The organism is Pseudomonas sp. ESBL9 (assembly GCF_036668715.1).
In the GTDB taxonomy this organism is placed as follows: domain Bacteria; phylum Pseudomonadota; class Gammaproteobacteria; order Pseudomonadales; family Pseudomonadaceae; genus Aquipseudomonas; species Aquipseudomonas lundensis.
On record NZ_JAZEVV010000002.1, the window covers coordinates 645,666 to 663,191 of the forward strand.

Here is a 17,526-nt window from a genome sequence, read left to right on the forward strand (position 1 = left end):
TTAGTCCGGGCTTCCTGCGTGCCATCAGCCCGCGGTGGGGGCCGCACGCCTCTCGATGGTCTGGAAAAGATGCTGGATAATAAAGCATGACCCGCTTGACGGCTAGGGCCGTCGGAGACCCACGTAATGCCTGACCAAGATGTACGCTTGCAACACCTTAAAGTTTGGCTCGATGAGCAATTGTCAGCCCTGTATTTAAACAACGGATGGGGCGCCGTGCCCCCGGCCACGTTGACTTCGGCCAGCAGTGACGCAAGTTTTCGGCGGTATTTTCGCTGGGAAGGAGAGGGGCGCAGTTTTATCGTGATGGACGCGCCGCCGCCCCAGGAAAACTGCAAACCCTTCGTCGATATCGCCCAATTGCTGCGTATCAGCGAGATAAATGTGCCGGAAATTTTTGCTCAGGACCTCGATCGAGGGTTTCTTTTGCTCAATGACCTGGGCAATAAAACCTTTCTTGACGTTATTAATGACGATAACGCCGATGAACTGTTCGACGATGCCATCGAAGCCTTGCTGGCTTTTCAGCAATTGCCCATGACCGCCCCGTTGCCCAGCTATGACGTGGCGTTGCTGCGCCGCGAACTGGAATTGTTCCCTGAGTGGTATGTCCGCCGTCACCTGGGAATCCAACTGGACGCGCAACAGCAGGCGCAGTGGCAACGGGTCAGCGATGTGCTGATCGACAGCGCGCTGGCGCAGCCCAAAGTGCTGGTGCACCGCGACTTTATGCCGCGCAACCTGATGCTGAGCATCCCCAACCCCGGTGTGCTGGATTTCCAGGATGCGGTGTACGGGCCGGTGACCTATGACATCACGTGCCTGTTCAAGGATGCCTTCCTCAGTTGGCCCGAAGAGCGGGTGCTGCAATGGCTGGCCCAGTACTGGGAAAATGCGCGCCATCTGGCGATCCCGGTGCAGCCCGTGCTGCAGGACTTCCTGCGCGCCAGTGACCTGATGGGTGTGCAGCGGCATTTGAAAGTGATCGGCATTTTTGCCCGGATTTGCCATCGCGACGGCAAACCACGTTATCTGGCCGATGTGCCGCGCTTCTTCTCTTATATAGAAGCCGTGTTGGCCCGTCGCCCGGAACTGTCAGAGCTGGGTGAGCTATTTGTCAGTCTGCGTGAACCGGTCGAGGCTCAGGCATGAAGGCGATGATTCTGGCCGCCGGCAAAGGTGAACGCCTGCGGCCTTTGACCCTGCATACGCCCAAGCCCTTGATCCGTGCGGGCGGCGTGCCTTTGATCGAGTACCACCTGCGGGCGCTCGCGGCCGCAGGATTTACCGAGATCGTGATCAATCACGCTTGGCTCGGTCAGCAAATTGAAGATTACCTGGGCGACGGGTCGCGCTTCGGGTTGAGCATTCAGTACTCCGCCGAGGGCGAGCCACTGGAAACCGGCGGGGGGATTTTTAAAGCATTGCCCTTGTTGGGCGATAACCCGTTCGTGGTGGTGAACGGTGATATCTGGACCGACTACGATTTTGCTGCTTTGCGCAAACCTTGCGCCGGTCTGGCGCATCTGGTGCTGGTCGATAACCCGCCTCATCACCCCACGGGTGATTTTTGCCTGATGGGATCGCAGGTTCAGGATGCGCAACCTGATGGCCCCGCGCTGACTTACAGCGGCATTGCCGTGTTGAGCCCGGCGTTGTTCCGCGGGTGTGAGCCCGGCGCGTTCAAGCTGGCGCCGTTATTACGTACAGCCATGGCCGCAGGCCATGTCACAGGAGAGCATTTGCAAGGGCATTGGGTGGATGTAGGCACACACGAGCGTTTGGCTGAGGCCGAAGGCCTGATCAAGGGCGCTCAGTAGGATGCTGTGGCCAGGGACGCTGATCGGAGCCGGAGGCGGGTTTGTGATTGCCAGCATTCCGGGGGCCATGTTGGGTGCGTTGTTGGGGCAGGCGCTGGATCGGCGCCTGAACCTGCAAAGCTGGGCCCATCTGCGCGAACGCCTGGGCGGTCGCGCTGCGCTGCGCAATGACGAACTGTTGTTTGTGTTGCTCGGCCGTCTGGCCAAAAGCGGCGGGCGCGTGGTGGATAAGCACATCGAGCAGGCACGCCAAGAGATGCGCCTGCTCGACATGAGCGCGCCCGCGCAGCAGCGGGCGATTGCTGCGTTTAATCGGGGCAAGTCTGGCAACGACTCGTTGCGCGGTTATTTGCGGCGGCTCAAGGCCCAGCCCCATGCGGCCGAAGGCGTGTTGCGCGCTTGCTGGCGGATGATCGTGGCGGACGGGCGGGTAGATGCTCAAGAGCGAGCCTTGATAGGGCTGTGGGGCAAATGGCTGGGCTGGACCCCGCAACAGATTCAGGCGCTGGGGGCCGATTATGAGCCGCACAAAAAGCCGCTGGCCACGCGAGGTGGCACCTATCAGGAGTCACTCACGCTACTCGGTGTCACCCATCAGAGCGACCCGGCCTACATCAAACGGGCTTACCGACGTTTGCTCAGTCGTCATCATCCCGACAAGGTGGCCGGTTCAGGCGCCGGTCCGGCTCAGGTGCTCGACGCCACGGAGAAAACCCGCGAGCTGCATCACGCTTACGCGTTAATCCGGCAGCGTCGCGGTTTTTGACCGTTACTTATCCACAGGCTGCGGGCTGAGCCAACCGCGAATACGGCGATACAACTGTTCTTGACTGGCATCGCGATTGCCCGGCATCGCGGACAACCCGACCTGAGTGAAATTCCCGCCATTGACCCGCTTGCTGGCTTGCAGCCGTTCCAGGGCGGCTTTGCGCGGTAGCGCATTGTCTTTGTAAAACACGTCCAGCAACGCCACCTTCAGGTTGGGTGTCATCTGGCTCAAGTCCGCCTGTTCCTGAGCCGGTGTCTGCGCGGCGACCATGATCAGTTTGCCCACTTGCGCCGGTTGTTTCTCGGCGGTATAGCGTGCTGCCCAGTACGCGCCTGTGCCGTGCCCCAGCAGCACAATGCTGCGCACATTCTGTTGCTGCGCGAAGGCAATGCCCGCCTCGATACGGGCGAAAATCCGCTCGGCATCCGCTTTATTCATGTCTTCCTGCGACGCCACCGGCGTCAGGTCCGGTGCCGGGTTTTCGGTGCCGACACTGGCGGCTTGTTCGATAGGTTTGGCTGTGGTGCTGGCGTCTTTACTGCTACTGTCTGGCGCTTGCTGTGTAGGCAATTTCTCTGGCTCGACGGTGCGTGCCTGACTGGCTTCGCTTTGCATGTCCGGCAAACTGAGGCTCAGGCTTGCCCAGCGGGCGTCGGGCAGCTTGTTGCGCAGCGGGCCGACAACGATGGGCCAGTCGGCGGTTTCGCCTGCGCCGGGGACGATAATCACCGCTCCGCTGGGGTCGCTGTTATTGGCGGGCTTCCAGAGGGCGAGAAAGCTGACTTCCCCGGCCTGTAGCTGTTGCTGCTCATGGGGCGGGAGTTGTCGCTCCAGCGCGGCCGCGTCTTCCTGGCTGCGCTCGGGCAGCGGCTCGCGCACCACGGGCTGGGGTTGGGCGGGTTCTGCGGCGGGCGCCGGGTCGTCCGCCTGAACAGGTAACGCCAGGGGCAATAACAACGACAGGCACAGGGCTGGCAGTGCCAGACGGTAAGAAGACATCGTTTTTTCCAGGCCAGAAGTAATCCCGGCAGCCTAAAGGGTTGATCCGTATTTGTCAGGGTGTGAGCGTTCAGATGACACGTTTTTGCTATCTGTTAGTTATCGGCTGGTTCTGGCTGCCCTTGATGAGCCATGCAGCGCCTGTGCCGGCGGCGCAATTGAGTGCCGGGCAACAGCAGTGGCTGTCGCAGCATCGGGAATTGCGCGTGGGGCTGGTGTTGCAAGCCCCTTACGCGCGCTTCGACCAGCGCTTGCAGCAGTTGTCCGGGGCCAATGTGGAGCTGATGAAATGGCTGGCGCAGGCACTTAACGTTGAGTTGCGGTGGCGCAATTACCCGGACCTGACGCAACTGGAAAAAGCCGCCCAAGCCGGGGAAATCGACCTGGTGCCGGGCCTTTTGCAAACCCCCGCAGGGTTGAGGTTGTGGCAATTTTCTGACCCTTACATGCGCGTCCCGCAGTTGATTGTGGGCGTGCGCGACGGCAGCGGCTCCGTCGATCTGGAACGGCTCGACAGCCAGACCCGTGTGGCTGTGCGCATGCCTGGCAGCACGGCAGAGTTCTTGCGCACCAGCTATCCGGGCCTGAATGTGCAGGGCGTGCCGTTGGAGCGTCAGGCCCTGCAATTGTTGCTGAGCCAGCAAGCCACTTACGCCGTGATTGATGAAGCGCAGCTCAGTCGTTTGTCCATTGAACCTGAGTTCTCCGGGTTGACCGTGGTGGGTGATATTGGTTTGCCGCTGTTGCTGCGCGTGGCGACCCGGCGTGACTGGCCGGAGTTGGCCAGCATCGTCGAGCGCGGTTTGCACGCCATCCCGGCGCGGGACATGGAGCAATTGCACGCGCGCTGGTTGCAGCCCAAGTATCCCCACGCCGGGCCGTCCCCCGGTTTTTGGCAGAATGTCAGCCTGTTGATCGGTGCCTTGCTGCTGGCGAGCATGGCGATTGTGTTCTGGCAGCGGGGGCAGCAAACCTCGCTGGAGCGTGCCCTGCTTAGCGCGCGCGAAGACATTGCCCTGCGCGCCGCCAGTGCCGAAGCCTTGCGCCTGACTCAGTTTTCAATTGATCGCAGCCCGGTTGGCATCTTGTGGGTCAATTGGGACAGCCATGTGCGCTACGCCAACCTGGCCGCCGAGCGCATGCTCGGGTGCGCGCCGGGTGCTGTGCTCGAGCGGCCATTGAGTGATTTCGAACCGGGGCTGAGCATGGACCGCTGGCTGGGGTTGTGGAAGCGTGCGCGGGCCGGTGAAGAGGGCGCGCAACGGTTTGAAACGCAGTGCGTGCGGGCGGATGGCAGCACCTTTCCGGCCGACGTCACGCTCAGTTTTTTGCGCTTTCAGGCGGCGGAATACCTGGTGGTGTACCTCAATGACATCACCGAGCGCCGCCGCGTGCAGGCCGCGCTACAAGAAAGTGATGCACGCCTGCAAGGCATTGCGGCCAACGTCCCCGGGCTGGTGTTTCGTCTGGAACGTTCGTTGCTCACGGGCGAGTTGGACTTCCCCTACATCAGCGAAGGCAGTGAAAGCTTGGCCGGGTTCTCGCCCGCGACGTTGCGTAAACGTGAAGTCGGTCTGCGCAGCCTTGTGCACCCGGACGACAAAGCGGATTACCACCGTGTGCAGGACCAGGCGCTCGACAGCGACAGCGATTGGTCTTGGCAGGGCCGGATTGTCACGCGTGAAGGCGAGCAGCGCTGGGCCGAGATCAAGGCCATCACCCGTCGCCTGCAAGATGGCACCGTGGTCTGGGACGGCATCGTGTGGGACATCAGCGAAAGCAAGCGAATCGAGCTGGAGCTGGACAGCTCTCGCGGCCAGCTGCGCGAACTGTCCGCGCACCTTGAAAGCGTGCGCGAAGAAGAAAAGGCGCGCATTGCCCGAGAAGTGCACGATGAGCTGGGGCAGATGTTGACCGTGCTCAAACTTGAAACGTCCATGTGCGAGTTGGCCTACGCGGATCTGGACCCCGGTCTGCGTGAGCGCTTGAACAGCATGAAAAAACTCATCGCGCAGTTGTTCCAGTTGGTGCGCGATGTGGCCACAGCACTGCGGCCGCCCATTTTGGATGCGGGCATCAGTTCGGCCATCGAATGGCAGGCACAGCGCTTTGAAGCGCGTACGCACATTCCGTGTCTGGTGCAGGTTCCTGAGCATCTGCCACCGCTGAGTGCGGCCAAGGAAGTCGGGCTGTTCCGAATTTTGCAGGAGGCGCTGACCAACGTGATGCGTCATGCTCAGGCGCAAACCGTAGAGTTAACCCTGAGTGTTGAAGCGCATGCGCTGTGCCTGAGCATCAGCGATGATGGCCAGGGGTTTATTCCCGCCACCGGCAGGCCGACATCCTTCGGACTGGTGGGCATGCGTGAGCGGGTATTGATGATGGGCGGGACGCTGTCGGTGCACAGTGTGCCGGGCGAAGGCACGATCCTGAGTGTGCGGGTGCCGTTGTGACTTTGAGGAGGCGTTGTCTGTGATCCGTGTACTGGTAGCTGAAGACCACACCATTGTGCGGGAGGGGATCAAGCAATTGATCGGCCTGGCCAAAGACCTGCGGGTGGTGGGGGAGGCGAGCAACGGCGAGCAATTGCTGGAAACCCTGCGCCATGTGCCGTGCGAGGTGGTGCTGCTGGACATCTCCATGCCCGGCGTTAACGGGCTGGAAGCGATCCCGCGCATCCGCGCCTTGAATAACCCGCCGGCGATCCTGGTGCTGTCGATGCACGACGAGGCGCAGATGGCGGCGCGGGCGTTGAAGTTCGGCGCGGCCGGATACGCGACCAAGGACAGCGACCCGGCACTCTTGCTCATGGCCATTCGTAAAGTGGCGGCAGGCGGGCGCTACATCGACCCCGAGCTGGCGGACCGCATGGTCTTTGAAGTAGGCCTGACTGACGCGCGTCCGCTGCATGCGCTGCTGTCAGAACGGGAATTCTCGGTGTTTGAACGGCTGGCGCAAGGGGTGAACGTGAATGACATCGCCCAGCAGTTGGCCCTGAGCAGCAAAACCATCAGCACCCATAAAGCGCGGCTGATGCAAAAACTTCACGTCACCTCGTTGGCCGAACTGGTGAAATACGCCATGGAACATAAGCTGGTGTAAGGGCTGACGCGCCGCGAGCATTAGAGCCGCGGCGACAGGGCATGCCTGTTTGCGACGCTTTTTGAGTGGTGCTTCAGCCGCGCGCTGTGTCTTGCGATACCCAGTGTTCTATTCGCGACATCCCTGTAGGGCGTGCCCTACCCACAATCTTCCAGCCTGCTGATGTGAATCTCTCCTGCGCCCCGATTTCTGGGGGCTGACGCCTTCTTTAGTCTTGGACTACAGCAGTCCAAAACAAAAAGGTGTGGCTATGAGTGAGGTCGGTGCAAGCGCTGGGTCGAATGACATTTTGGTCAGCTTTCGTGGCGTGCAGAAAAGCTACGATGGCGAAAACCTGATTGTGAAAGACCTCAACCTGGACATTCGCAAAGGCGAGTTCCTGACCTTGCTCGGGCCTTCCGGGTCGGGCAAAACCACCAGCCTGATGATGCTGGCGGGGTTTGAAACCCCGACCGCGGGCGAGATCCAGCTCGCGGGCCGCGCTATCAACAACGTGCCGCCGCACAAGCGCGACATCGGCATGGTGTTTCAGAACTACGCGTTGTTCCCGCACATGACCGTGGCTGAAAACCTGGGTTTTCCGTTGTCGGTGCGTGGCCTCAATCGCACCGACATCAGCGAGCGGGTCAAACGCGTGCTGAGCATGGTACAGCTCGATGCCTTCGCCCAGCGTTACCCGGCGCAGTTGTCCGGCGGCCAGCAACAGCGGGTGGCCCTGGCACGGGCGCTGGTGTTCGAGCCGCAACTGGTGCTGATGGACGAACCGTTGGGGGCCCTGGACAAACAACTGCGCGAACACATGCAGATGGAGATCAAGCACCTGCACCAGCGCCTCGGCGTGACCGTGGTCTACGTGACCCACGATCAGGGCGAAGCCCTGACCATGTCGGACCGGGTGGCGGTGTTCCATCAAGGGGAAATTCAGCAGATCGCCCCGCCGCGTTGCTTGTACGAAGAGCCGAAAAACACCTTTGTCGCCAACTTCATCGGCGAGAACAATCGCCTCAATGGTCGCCTGCACAGCCAGGATGGCGAGCGCTGCGTGGTTGAGCTGGGGCGTGGCGAGAAGGTTCAGGCACTGGCGGTGAATGTCGGTCGCCCCGGCGAACCCGTGACCCTGTCGATCCGCCCCGAACGTATCAGCCTTAACGGCGCCAGCGAGGCGTGCGTGAACCGGTTCTCGGGGCGCGTTGAAGAGTTCATCTATCTGGGCGACCACGTGCGGGTGCGGCTGGAAGTCTGCGGCAAGAACGATTTTTTTGTGAAACAGCCGATTGCCGAACTGGACCCGACGCTGGCCGTCGGTGACGTGGTGCCACTCGGTTGGCAGGTTGAACACGTACGTGCGCTGGACCCTCTCTTAGAGGCGAATTAATCGCCCCGGCTTCACCAACCCTGTGGAGAATAAAAATGCATAACACTCTGAAATTCACGGCCCTGAGCTTGGGCCTGATGTGCGCCGCCAATGCGTTGGCCGCCACCGATCTGACCGTGATCTCGTTTGGCGGGGCGAACAAGGCCGCTCAGGTCAAAGCCTTCTACGCGCCTTGGGAAGCCAAGGGCGACGGCAAAATCATCGCCGGGGAATACAACGGCGAAATGGCCAAGATCAAGGCCATGGTCGACACCAAAAGCATTTCGTGGGACTTGGTCGAAGTGGAGTCTCCTGAATTGTCCCGTGGCTGTGACGAAGACATGTTTGAGCAACTGGACCCGGCGCTGTTTGGCAATCCCGATCAGTACGTCTCCGGTGCAATCCAGGCGTGCGGGGCTGGCTTCTTCGTGTGGTCGACCGTGATGGCCTACAACGCCGACAAGCTGAAAACGGCGCCGACCAGTTGGGCGGATTTCTGGGACACCAAAACCTTCCCTGGCAAGCGCGGGTTGCGCAAGGGCGCTAAATACACGCTGGAATTTGCCTTGATGGCAGACGGCGTTGCGCCCAAGGACGTGTACAAGGTGCTGGCGAGCAAAGACGGCCAGAACCGCGCCTTCAAGAAACTCGATGAGTTGAAACCCAGCATTCAATGGTGGGAAGCCGGTGCACAGCCGCCACAGTATCTGGTCTCGGGTGATGTGGTCATGAGCTCTGCGTACAACGGTCGAATTGCTGCCGTGCAGAAAGAAAGCAACCTGAAAATTGTCTGGAACGGCGGGATTTACGACTTTGACGCCTGGGCCATCCCTAAAGGCTTGAGCAAAGACAAGGCCGACGCGGCGAAGAGGTTCATGCAGTTCACGCTTGAACCAAAGCAGCAAAGCGTCTACTCGCAAAACATCGCCTATGGCCCGGCCAACCTAGAGGCAATGACTTTGCTGCCCTCGGCCGTGAAAGCTGACATGCCGACTGCGCAGGAGAACCTCAAGGATCAAGTACAGATCGACGTCAGCTTCTGGGCTGATAACGGCGAGCAACTGGAACAACGCTTCAACGCCTGGGCTGCCAAGTAAGCAGCGCTGACACGCGGCGCGCCCGACCTGGTCGCGCCGCCCCCGTTTAAAGATTTGCGGAGTTCGCCATGGCCATCGCCATCCCCCTGAACGAAGTCGCCAGCCCCAGTTTGAAGAAGCGTCTGGCGCATGCCGAGCGCGTGAATCGCTGGAAAGCGCAGGCGTTGATTGCGCCGCTGGTGATTTTCTTGCTGTTGGTGTTTCTGGTGCCGATAGCGGCGCTGCTTTATAAAAGTGTCGGCAACCCGGAAGTGGTCGAAGGCCTGCCGCGCACTGTGGTGGCCGTGCACGGGTGGGATGGCAAAGGCTTACCGGCCGAACCGGTGTATCTGGCGCTTAGCGAAGACTTGGCCGAAGCACGCAAGAATCAGGTGCTGGGCGATTTGTCGAAGCGTCTGAACATGGAATTGGCCGGCTATCGCAGCCTGCTGATGAAAACCGCCAAAGCGCTGCCGTTCAAGGTGGCGCCTGACTCTTATAAAGATGCACTGGAAGCCCTCGACGAGCGTTGGGGAGATCCGGCGTATTGGCAGGCGATCAAGCGCAACAGCTCAAGCGTGACCCCGTTTTACCTGTTGGCGGCCGTCGATCACCGTATTGATGACCTGGGTGAAGTGGCCCCGGCCACACCGGACCAGGCGATTTATCTGGATATCTTCGCCCGTACCTTCTGGATGGGGCTGGTCATCACCTGCATCTGTCTGGTGCTGGCGTATCCCTTGGCCTACCTGCTGGCCAATTTGCCTGCACGCCAGAGCAACCTGTTGATGATTCTGGTGCTGCTGCCGTTCTGGACGTCCGTGCTGGTGCGGGTCGCGGCCTGGATCGTGTTGCTGCAATCGGGCGGGTTGATCAACAGCGCGCTGATGAGCATGGGGCTGATCGACAAACCGCTGGAGCTGGTGTTCAACCGCACCGGGGTGTACATCGCCATGGTGCACATCTTGCTGCCGTTCATGATCCTGCCGATTTACAGCGTGATGAAGGGTATTTCTCCGACCTATATGCGTGCCGCCATCTCACTAGGGTGCCATCCGTTTACCAGCTTCTGGCGTGTGTACTTCCCACAGACCTACGCGGGTGTGGGCGCCGGTTGCTTGTTGGTATTCATCATTGCGATTGGCTACTACATCACCCCGGCGTTGCTCGGCAGCCCGAACGATCAAATGGTCAGTTACTTCGTGGCGTTCTATACCAACACCAGTATCAACTGGGGCATGGCCACGGCGCTGGGCGGTTTGCTGCTGCTGGCAACCGTCGTGCTGTACCTGATTTACAACTGGCTGGTGGGTGCTACCCGCCTGCGTTTGAGTTAAGGAGATCGCCATGCTGAGCCCTTACATGTCCCCCATTGAGCGGATTTGGTTCTACAGCTTGCGCATTCTTTGCGGGCTGATCCTGTTGTTCCTGATCTTGCCTGTGCTGGTGATCATTCCGTTGTCCTTCAACTCGGGCAGCTTTCTGGTGTACCCGCTGCAAGGGTTTTCCTTGCATTGGTATCAGGACTTCTTCGCCTCTGCCGAGTGGATGCGCGCGCTGAAAAACAGCGTCATCGTGGCGCCGGCGGCCACCGTATTGGCCATGGTGTTCGGCACGTTGGCGGCGATTGGCCTGACCCGTGGCGACTTCCCGGGTAAAGCGCTGGTCATGGCGCTGGTGATTTCGCCCATGGTGGTGCCGGTGGTGATCATCGGTGTGGCCAGTTACTTGTTTTTCGCACCGCTGGGGCTGGGCAACAGCTTCTTCTCGTTGATCGTGGTGCATGCGGTGTTAGGTGTGCCATTTGTCATCATCACGGTGTCCGCGACCTTGCAGGGGTTCAATCACAACCTGGTGCGTGCGGCAGCCAGCCTGGGGGCGTCGCCCTTGACGGCGTTCCGTCGGGTGACTTTGCCGCTGATTGCGCCGGGCGTCATTTCTGGTGCCTTGTTCGCCTTCGCCACGTCATTTGATGAAGTGGTGGTGACGCTGTTTCTGGCCGGGCCTGAGCAAGCGACCTTGCCACGCCAGATGTTCAGCGGCATTCGCGAAAACCTGAGCCCGACCATTGCGGCGGCGGCCACGTTATTGATCGCGTTCTCTGTGGTACTGCTGCTGACCCTTGAGTGGTTGCGCGGGCGCAGCGAGAAAATGCGTACAGCGCAGGTTCAGGGCTAGACCCAACAGGCGTCCCATAAGGGGTAATCCCCGATTCGTGTGGTCAGTTGCGCGCGAATCGGGTTTTTGATCAGGTAGCGGGCGGTGGCTTTGAGGTCTTCTTCCTTGTGCAGGACGCGGTCGTAAAAACCTTTTTGCCAGATACGCTCACTGGCGCAGGTCATTTCGTTGATGGTCAGGCTGCTGCGCGATTTAACTCTGCACATCACTTCTCCCAGCGTTTTGTGACGCAACTCGACAAGCCAGTGGCAATGATCAGGCATCACAACCCATGCGATTGACTGGACGATGCCATCGTCGTGCGCCTGCTTGAGTTGATTGACCACGAGACGTCCCAAGTGAAAGTCGCTGAAGATCGGGCGGCGTTGTTCGGTAACGGTGGTGAGTAAATAAACACGGCCGGGCTCGGTGTAACGGCCTTTCAAGAGTTGCCCGCTGCTGTAGGACTTCGGCATTCCGTTGCCTTCCTCGTGGTGATCGTTGTTTAAACCTAGACGGGTTGTGAAGGCATGCCTTGTGCCTTTGTTCGCAAGATATTGCCGGGAGCTCCCAGGGGCTCCCTCGCCGCCGGAGGCTGCGATCGGTCGCGTAGCGTCTGCGAGGCGGTGTGCGGGTCGCGGTCGGCGGTATACAATGCGCGCCACCGTGTTTAGCTCACTAAAAGGTGCGTCATGCAGCCCTTCGCTATTGCCCCATCGATTCTTTCTGCCGATTTCGCCCGTCTTGGCGAAGAGGTGGACAACGTTCTCGCAGCGGGTGCTGACATCGTTCACTTCGATGTCATGGACAATCATTACGTGCCCAACCTGACCATCGGCCCGATGGTGTGCGCGGCCTTGCGCAAGTACGGGATCACGGCGCCTATCGATGCGCATTTGATGGTCAGCCCTGTGGATCGCATCATCGGCGACTTCATTGAGGCGGGCGCGACCTATATCACGTTCCACCCCGAAGCCACGCAGCACATCGACCGTTCCCTGCAATTGATCCGCGAAGGCGGCTGCAAGGCGGGCCTGGTGTTTAACCCGGCCACTCCGCTGGACGTGCTCAAGTACGTGATGGACAAGGTCGACATGGTCTTGCTGATGAGCGTGAACCCCGGTTTCGGCGGTCAGAAGTTCATTCCCGGCACCCTCGACAAACTGCGTGAAGCCCGTGCACTGATCGATGCGTCGGGTCGCGACATCCGTCTCGAAATCGATGGCGGCGTCAACGTCGGCAACATCCGTGAAATCGCTGAAGCTGGCGCCGACACATTTGTCGCGGGCTCGGCCATTTTCAACACGCCGAATTACGAGCACGTCATTCAGCAAATGCGCGCCGAGCTTGCGTTGGCTCGCCCATGAGCCGTTTTGAGCAGCTCCTTCAAGGGCAGCTGCCAAAACTGGTGATGTTCGACCTGGACGGCACGCTGATTGATTCGGTGCCGGACCTGGCGGCTGCCGTGGAAACCATGCTGCAGACGCTGGGCCGACCGCCGGCCGGGCTCGAAAACGTCAAGATGTGGATTGGCAACGGTGCGCCGATGCTGGTGCGTCGTGCGCTGGCCGGCAATCTTGATGCGTCGGGCGTCGATGATGCCGAGGCTGAGCGGGCCCTGGAGATTTTCATGGAGGCCTACGACGGCGGCCATGAGCACACCAAGGTTTACCCCGGCGTACGCGAAAGCCTCAAGTGGCTGCAAAAGCAGGGCGTCGAAATGGCGCTGATCACCAACAAACCCGAGCGTTTCGTGGCGCCGCTGCTGGATGAATTGAAGCTGGGCCGGTTTTTCCGCTGGATCATCGGCGGCGACACCTTGCCGCAGAAAAAACCCGATCCCGCTGCGCTGCAGTTTGTGATGAAAATGGCTGGCGTCACCCCGCAGCAATCGATGTTTATCGGTGATTCGCGCAATGACGTGCTGGCCGCCAAGGCGGCTGGCGTGCGCTGTGTGGCCCTGAACTACGGTTACAACCACGGTCGCCCGATTGAAGAAGAGTCGCCGGACATGGTGATTGGCAATTTGCAGGAGCTGATAGCCGGTTGCTTAGATTCGGCGGCTGAGATACCGTTGGGCTCTTCTGTTCACCCCTCTCGTAGAGATTCCATCGTGGTGGTCACTCGCAAACTCTGGATGAAAGTTATCAAGGCCCTGGCCCGTTGGCGTTGGCGCGCCTGACTTGAATCTGGCCGGAGATCCGGCACGTTTGCATACCTGACTGTTTGACCCTCAGACCACGAGGCACCTCATGATCCGTGAAGAATTCCTGCGTTTGGCCGCTGCCGGCTATAACCGTATCCCGCTTGCCCGCGAAACCCTTGCCGACTTTGACACGCCGCTGTCCATCTACCTGAAACTGGCCGACCAGCCCAACTCCTATTTGCTGGAGTCGGTGCAGGGCGGCGAGAAGTGGGGGCGTTATTCGATCATCGGTTTGCCGTGCCGCACGGTACTGCGCGTGCACGACCATCAGGTGCGTGTGACCCACGACGGTGTCGAGATCGAGTCCTGCGAGGCCGAAGATCCGCTGGCGTTTGTCGAAGCCTTCAAGGCCCGTTACAACGTGCCGACCATTGCCGGGTTGCCGCGTTTCAACGGTGGTTTGGTGGGCTACTTCGGTTATGACTGTGTGCGGTACGTGGAAAAACGTTTGGGCCAATGCCCGAACCCGGATCCGCTGGGCGTGCCGGATATCCTGCTGATGGTGTCCGATGCCGTGGTGGTGTTCGACAACCTCGCAGGCAAGATGCACGCGATTGTGCTGGTCGATCCTGCACAGCCAGGTGCGTACGAAGAGGGGCTGGCGCGACTTGAAGCATTGCTTGAGCAATTGCGTCAGCCGATTGCGCCGCGCCGCGGCCTGGACTTCACGGCCCAACAGGCAGCCGACCCGGTATTCCGTTCCAGTTTTACCCAGAGCGACTACGAGAAAGCCGTCGATACCATCAAGGATTACATTCTCGCGGGCGATTGCATGCAGGTTGTGCCGTCGCAGCGGATGTCCATCGATTTCAAGGCCGCGCCGATCGATCTGTATCGCGCGCTGCGCTGCTTCAACCCGACGCCGTATATGTACTTCTTCAACTTTGGCGACTTCCACGTGGTGGGCAGCTCGCCTGAAGTGCTGGTGCGGGTTGAAGATAATTTGATCACCGTGCGCCCGATTGCCGGGACGCGTCCGCGGGGTGCGACCGAAGAGGCGGATCTGGCGCTGGAGCAGGACTTGCTCGGTGATGACAAGGAAATTGCTGAACACTTGATGCTGATCGACCTGGGGCGCAATGACACGGGGCGGGTCTCTGAAATTGGTTCGGTCAAACTCACCGAAAAAATGGTGATCGAGCGTTACTCCAACGTGATGCACATCGTGTCCAATGTCACCGGCCAGTTGAAGAACGGTCTGACGGCGATGGACGCCTTGCGTGCGATATTGCCGGCAGGCACGTTGTCGGGTGCGCCGAAAATCCGTGCGATGGAGATCATCGACGAACTGGAACCGGTCAAGCGCGGCGTGTACGGCGGCGCGGTCGGTTATTTTGCGTGGAACGGCAATATGGACACGGCTATCGCCATTCGTACAGCGGTGATCAAGAACGGTGAGTTGCATGTGCAAGCGGGCGGCGGGATTGTTGCCGACTCGGTACCGGCCCTGGAGTGGGAAGAGACGCTGAATAAACGCCGCGCGATGTTTCGTGCCGTAGCGCTCGCCGAACAAACCCCCGCGTCCGACGCCTGAGGAGCTTAGCCATGTTGCTGATGATCGATAATTACGACTCTTTTACGTACAACGTTGTGCAGTACCTCGGCGAGCTGGGTGCAGAGGTCAAGGTGGTGCGCAACGATGAGCTGACTGTGGCCGAGATCGAAGCGCTCAACCCCGAGCGCATTGTGGTTTCGCCCGGCCCGTGCACGCCGAATGAGGCGGGCATCTCACTTGAAGCGATTAAACACTTCGCGGGCAAATTGCCGATTCTGGGCGTGTGCCTGGGGCATCAATCCATCGGGCAGGCCTTTGGCGGCGATGTGGTGCGTGCGCGCCACGTGATGCACGGCAAGACCAGCCCGGTTTATCACCGCGACACGGGGGTGTTCGAGGGATTGAACAACCCGTTGACCGTCACCCGTTATCACTCGCTGGTGGTCAAGCGCGAGACCCTGCCGGACTGCCTTGAGCTGACGGCCTGGACGCAACATGCCGATGGCTCGGTCGACGAGATCATGGGCGTGCGTCACAAAACCCTCCACATCGAAGGGGTGCAGTTTCACCCTGAATCGATCCTGACCGAGCAAGGTCATGAACTGTTCGCCAACTTTCTTAAACAAACCGGCGGCACGCGCTAAGGACTTCATATGGATATCAAGACTGCCCTGAACCGTATCGTCGGTCACCTCGACCTGAGCACCGAGGAAATGCGCGATGTGATGCGCGACATCATGACCGGCGAATGCACTGAGGCGCAGATTGGCGCCTTCATGATGGGCATGCGCATGAAGAGTGAAAGCATCGACGAAATCGTCGGTGCGGTCACAGTAATGCGTGAGCTGGCGGACAAAGTCGAACTCAACACACTTGATGGCGTGGTCGACATTGTGGGCACCGGCGGCGACGGTGCGAATATTTTCAACGTTTCCACAGCGTCCGCCCTGGTGATCGCAGCGGCCGGTTGCACGGTTGCCAAACACGGCAATCGCGCTGTCTCTGGCAAAAGCGGCAGTGCTGACCTACTGGAGGCGGCAGGCGTTTACCTGAACCTGACCCCGGTGCAAGTGGCTCGCTGCATTGACAGCGTGGGCATTGGTTTCATGTTTGCCCAATCCCATCATGGCGCCATGAAGCACGCGGCCATCCCGCGTCGTGATCTGGGCCTGCGTACCCTGTTCAACATGCTTGGCCCGCTTACCAATCCAGCCGGTGTGTTGCACCAGGTGGTCGGCGTGTTCAGCCAGGCGTTGTGCCGTCCTTTGGCCGAAGTGTTACAGCGTCTGGGCAGCAAGCATGTGCTGGTGGTTCATTCGCAGGACGGCCTGGACGAGTTCAGCCTGGCCGCGCCGACGTATGTCGCTGAGCTGCGCAAAGGCGAGATCACGGAATATTGGGTTCAGCCTGAAGACCTGGGCATCAAGAGCCAAAGCCTGTTTGGCCTGGTGGTCGACAGCCCCGAGCAATCGCTGGAGCTGATTCGCGATGCGCTGGGGCGCCGTAAGACCGAGGCCGGGCAGAAGGCCGCCGAGATGATCGTGCTGAATGCGGGTGCTGCGTTATACGCTGCTGATCTTGCCTACACTCTGAAAGAGGGTGTGGCGCTGGCGCACGATGCGCTGCACACCGGGCTGGCCCGGGAGAAGCTGGAAGAACTGGGCGCGTTTACCGCGATTTTCAAGCAGGAGAATGAAGCATGAGTGTGCCAACCGTTCTGGAAAATATTCTGGCGCGCAAGGTTCAGGAAGTGGCCGAGCGTAGCGCGCGCATCAGTTTGGCTGAACTTGAACGTCAGGTCGCTCAGGCCGATCCGGTCCGTGGCTTTGCCAAAGCATTGCTGGCGCAGGCCAAGTTGAAGCAGCCGGCGGTGATTGCCGAAATCAAGAAAGCATCACCGAGCAAAGGTGTGATCCGCGAGCACTTTGTGCCTGCTGACATTGCACAAAGTTATGAAAAAGGCGGCGCAACCTGCCTTTCAGTGCTGACGGACATCGATTTTTTTCAGGGCGCAGATGCGTACCTGCAGCAGGCGCGCGCGGCGTGCAAGCTGCCGGTAATCCGCAAGGATTTCATGATCGATCCGTATCAGATCGTTGAAGCCCGCGCACTGGGTGCGGACTGCGTGCTGTTGATTGTTTCGGCGCTGGATGACGTCAAGATGGCCGAACTGGCCAGTGTTGCCAAAAGCGTGGGGCTTGACGTGCTGGTTGAAGTGCATGACGGCGATGAGCTTGAGCGAGCGCTGAAAACCCTTGATACGCCCCTGATAGGTATCAACAACCGCAACCTGCACACCTTTGAGGTGAGTTTGGAAACCACACTGGACCTGTTGCCCCGTGTGCCGCGTGATCGACTGGTGATTACCGAAAGCGGAATTTTGAACCGCGCCGATGTTGAGCTGATGGAAATCAGCGAGGTGTATTCGTTCCTGGTCGGTGAAGCATTCATGCGCGCTGAAAGTCCGGGCGCAGAATTGCAGCGGTTGTTCTTCCCGGAACGCGGTACACCCATTTCGGGCTCAACAGCGGATTAAACCCGGCCAGCG

At 59.8% G+C, this 17,526-nt stretch carries 17 protein-coding genes; 15 read left to right on the forward strand and 2 right to left on the reverse strand.

Going from position 1 to position 17,526, the window contains the following annotated elements; genetic code table 11:
- Positions 1-126 precede the first annotated feature (126 nt).
- Genes V6F78_RS09500 through V6F78_RS09510 form a run of 3 tightly spaced genes read left to right on the forward strand, consistent with a single transcriptional unit; the run spans position 127 to position 2,586 of the window.
- Positions 127-1,152, forward strand: coding sequence for an aminoglycoside phosphotransferase family protein (locus tag V6F78_RS09500; RefSeq protein WP_094990658.1), 1,026 nt, complete (start codon positions 127-129; stop codon positions 1,150-1,152).
- Positions 1,149-1,820 (forward strand): N-acetylmuramate alpha-1-phosphate uridylyltransferase MurU, encoded by a 672-nt coding sequence (gene murU, locus V6F78_RS09505; protein ID WP_094990659.1) that lies wholly within the window; start codon positions 1,149-1,151, stop codon positions 1,818-1,820. Before V6F78_RS09500 ends, murU begins: the two co-directional genes overlap by 4 nt.
- A 1-nt stretch (position 1,821) precedes the next feature.
- Positions 1,822-2,586 (forward strand): TerB family tellurite resistance protein, encoded by a 765-nt coding sequence (locus V6F78_RS09510; RefSeq protein WP_094990660.1) that lies wholly within the window; start codon positions 1,822-1,824, stop codon positions 2,584-2,586.
- A 3-nt stretch (positions 2,587-2,589) separates the two neighbouring features.
- Here the strand turns inward: V6F78_RS09510 and V6F78_RS09515 are convergent, their stop codons facing one another.
- Positions 2,590-3,588, reverse strand: a complete 999-nt coding sequence (locus V6F78_RS09515) for an alpha/beta hydrolase family protein (RefSeq protein ID WP_332727032.1) — start codon at positions 3,586-3,588, stop codon at positions 2,590-2,592.
- Positions 3,589-3,662: 74 nt separating this feature from the next.
- On the opposite strand from V6F78_RS09515, the gene V6F78_RS09520 reads away from it, so the two are divergent.
- The 6 genes from V6F78_RS09520 (at position 3,663) to V6F78_RS09545 (ending at position 11,298) form a co-directional block, all read left to right on the forward strand.
- Complete coding sequence (locus V6F78_RS09520; RefSeq protein WP_047295838.1) at positions 3,663-6,041, forward strand: PAS domain-containing sensor histidine kinase; 2,379 nt, start codon at positions 3,663-3,665, stop codon at positions 6,039-6,041.
- A 19-nt stretch (positions 6,042-6,060) separates the two neighbouring features.
- Entirely contained in the window at positions 6,061-6,690 is a 630-nt protein-coding gene (locus V6F78_RS09525; RefSeq protein WP_047277991.1) for a response regulator, read from the forward strand.
- A 250-nt stretch (positions 6,691-6,940) separates the two neighbouring features.
- Positions 6,941-8,065 (forward strand): ABC transporter ATP-binding protein, encoded by a 1,125-nt coding sequence (locus V6F78_RS09530; protein WP_047277990.1) that lies wholly within the window; start codon positions 6,941-6,943, stop codon positions 8,063-8,065.
- Between the two features lie 35 nt (positions 8,066-8,100).
- Positions 8,101-9,141, forward strand: a complete 1,041-nt coding sequence (locus tag V6F78_RS09535; RefSeq protein WP_314399228.1) for an ABC transporter substrate-binding protein — start codon at positions 8,101-8,103, stop codon at positions 9,139-9,141.
- Positions 9,142-9,209: 68 nt separating this feature from the next.
- The gene (locus tag V6F78_RS09540; RefSeq protein ID WP_047277987.1) at positions 9,210-10,457 is read left to right on the forward strand and encodes an ABC transporter permease; all 1,248 of its coding nucleotides are present in this window, start codon (positions 9,210-9,212) and stop codon (positions 10,455-10,457) included.
- A gap of 10 nt (positions 10,458-10,467) precedes the next feature.
- Positions 10,468-11,298 (forward strand): ABC transporter permease, encoded by an 831-nt coding sequence (locus V6F78_RS09545; protein ID WP_094990663.1) that lies wholly within the window; start codon positions 10,468-10,470, stop codon positions 11,296-11,298.
- Here V6F78_RS09545 and V6F78_RS09550 read toward each other — a convergent pair.
- On the reverse strand, positions 11,295-11,753 hold the full coding sequence (locus V6F78_RS09550) for an REP-associated tyrosine transposase (protein ID WP_094990664.1): 459 nt from the start codon (positions 11,751-11,753) through the stop codon (positions 11,295-11,297). The two genes, V6F78_RS09545 and V6F78_RS09550, sit on opposite strands and share 4 nt — an antisense overlap.
- A gap of 216 nt (positions 11,754-11,969) precedes the next feature.
- On the opposite strand from V6F78_RS09550, the gene rpe reads away from it, so the two are divergent.
- From rpe to trpC, 6 genes are all read left to right on the forward strand, one after another.
- On the forward strand, positions 11,970-12,644 hold the full coding sequence (gene rpe / locus V6F78_RS09555; RefSeq protein WP_047277981.1) for a ribulose-phosphate 3-epimerase: 675 nt from the start codon (positions 11,970-11,972) through the stop codon (positions 12,642-12,644).
- Positions 12,641-13,459 carry a phosphoglycolate phosphatase gene (locus tag V6F78_RS09560; RefSeq protein WP_047295830.1) on the forward strand — a complete coding sequence of 273 codons (819 nt, stop codon included), beginning with the start codon at positions 12,641-12,643 and terminating at the stop codon, positions 13,457-13,459. The genes rpe and V6F78_RS09560 overlap by 4 nt, the downstream gene beginning before the upstream one ends.
- 70 nt (positions 13,460-13,529) lie before the next feature.
- Positions 13,530-15,017 carry an anthranilate synthase component I gene (gene trpE, locus V6F78_RS09565; RefSeq protein ID WP_332727039.1) on the forward strand — a complete coding sequence of 496 codons (1,488 nt, stop codon included), beginning with the start codon at positions 13,530-13,532 and terminating at the stop codon, positions 15,015-15,017.
- Between the two features lie 11 nt (positions 15,018-15,028).
- Positions 15,029-15,622, forward strand: coding sequence for an aminodeoxychorismate/anthranilate synthase component II (locus V6F78_RS09570; protein WP_047295828.1), 594 nt, complete (start codon positions 15,029-15,031; stop codon positions 15,620-15,622).
- A 9-nt stretch (positions 15,623-15,631) separates the two neighbouring features.
- Entirely contained in the window at positions 15,632-16,681 is a 1,050-nt protein-coding gene (gene trpD, locus V6F78_RS09575) for an anthranilate phosphoribosyltransferase (protein WP_047295826.1), read from the forward strand.
- Positions 16,678-17,514, forward strand: a complete 837-nt coding sequence (gene trpC / locus V6F78_RS09580) for an indole-3-glycerol phosphate synthase TrpC (RefSeq protein WP_047277970.1) — start codon at positions 16,678-16,680, stop codon at positions 17,512-17,514. The genes trpD and trpC overlap by 4 nt, the downstream gene beginning before the upstream one ends.
- The last annotated feature ends 12 nt before the right edge of the window (positions 17,515-17,526 follow it).

Bases quoted from the DNA above. Each gene is read 5' to 3' on its own strand.
- V6F78_RS09500 (WP_094990658.1), top strand. From the start codon at position 127: ATGCCTGACCAAGATGTACGCTTGCAACACCTTAAAGTTTGGCTCGAT.
- murU (WP_094990659.1), top strand. From the start codon at position 1,149: ATGAAGGCGATGATTCTGGCCGCCGGCAAAGGTGAACGCCTGCGGCCT.
- V6F78_RS09510 (WP_094990660.1), top strand. From the start codon at position 1,822: ATGCTGTGGCCAGGGACGCTGATCGGAGCCGGAGGCGGGTTTGTGATT.
- V6F78_RS09515 (WP_332727032.1), bottom strand. From the start codon at position 3,588: ATGTCTTCTTACCGTCTGGCACTGCCAGCCCTGTGCCTGTCGTTGTTA.
- V6F78_RS09520 (WP_047295838.1), top strand. From the start codon at position 3,663: ATGACACGTTTTTGCTATCTGTTAGTTATCGGCTGGTTCTGGCTGCCC.
- V6F78_RS09530 (WP_047277990.1), top strand. From the start codon at position 6,941: ATGAGTGAGGTCGGTGCAAGCGCTGGGTCGAATGACATTTTGGTCAGC.
- V6F78_RS09535 (WP_314399228.1), top strand. From the start codon at position 8,101: ATGCATAACACTCTGAAATTCACGGCCCTGAGCTTGGGCCTGATGTGC.
- V6F78_RS09540 (WP_047277987.1), top strand. From the start codon at position 9,210: ATGGCCATCGCCATCCCCCTGAACGAAGTCGCCAGCCCCAGTTTGAAG.
- V6F78_RS09545 (WP_094990663.1), top strand. From the start codon at position 10,468: ATGCTGAGCCCTTACATGTCCCCCATTGAGCGGATTTGGTTCTACAGC.
- V6F78_RS09550 (WP_094990664.1), bottom strand. From the start codon at position 11,753: ATGCCGAAGTCCTACAGCAGCGGGCAACTCTTGAAAGGCCGTTACACC.
- rpe (WP_047277981.1), top strand. From the start codon at position 11,970: ATGCAGCCCTTCGCTATTGCCCCATCGATTCTTTCTGCCGATTTCGCC.
- V6F78_RS09560 (WP_047295830.1), top strand. From the start codon at position 12,641: ATGAGCCGTTTTGAGCAGCTCCTTCAAGGGCAGCTGCCAAAACTGGTG.
- trpE (WP_332727039.1), top strand. From the start codon at position 13,530: ATGATCCGTGAAGAATTCCTGCGTTTGGCCGCTGCCGGCTATAACCGT.
- V6F78_RS09570 (WP_047295828.1), top strand. From the start codon at position 15,029: ATGTTGCTGATGATCGATAATTACGACTCTTTTACGTACAACGTTGTG.
- trpD (WP_047295826.1), top strand. From the start codon at position 15,632: ATGGATATCAAGACTGCCCTGAACCGTATCGTCGGTCACCTCGACCTG.
- trpC (WP_047277970.1), top strand. From the start codon at position 16,678: ATGAGTGTGCCAACCGTTCTGGAAAATATTCTGGCGCGCAAGGTTCAG.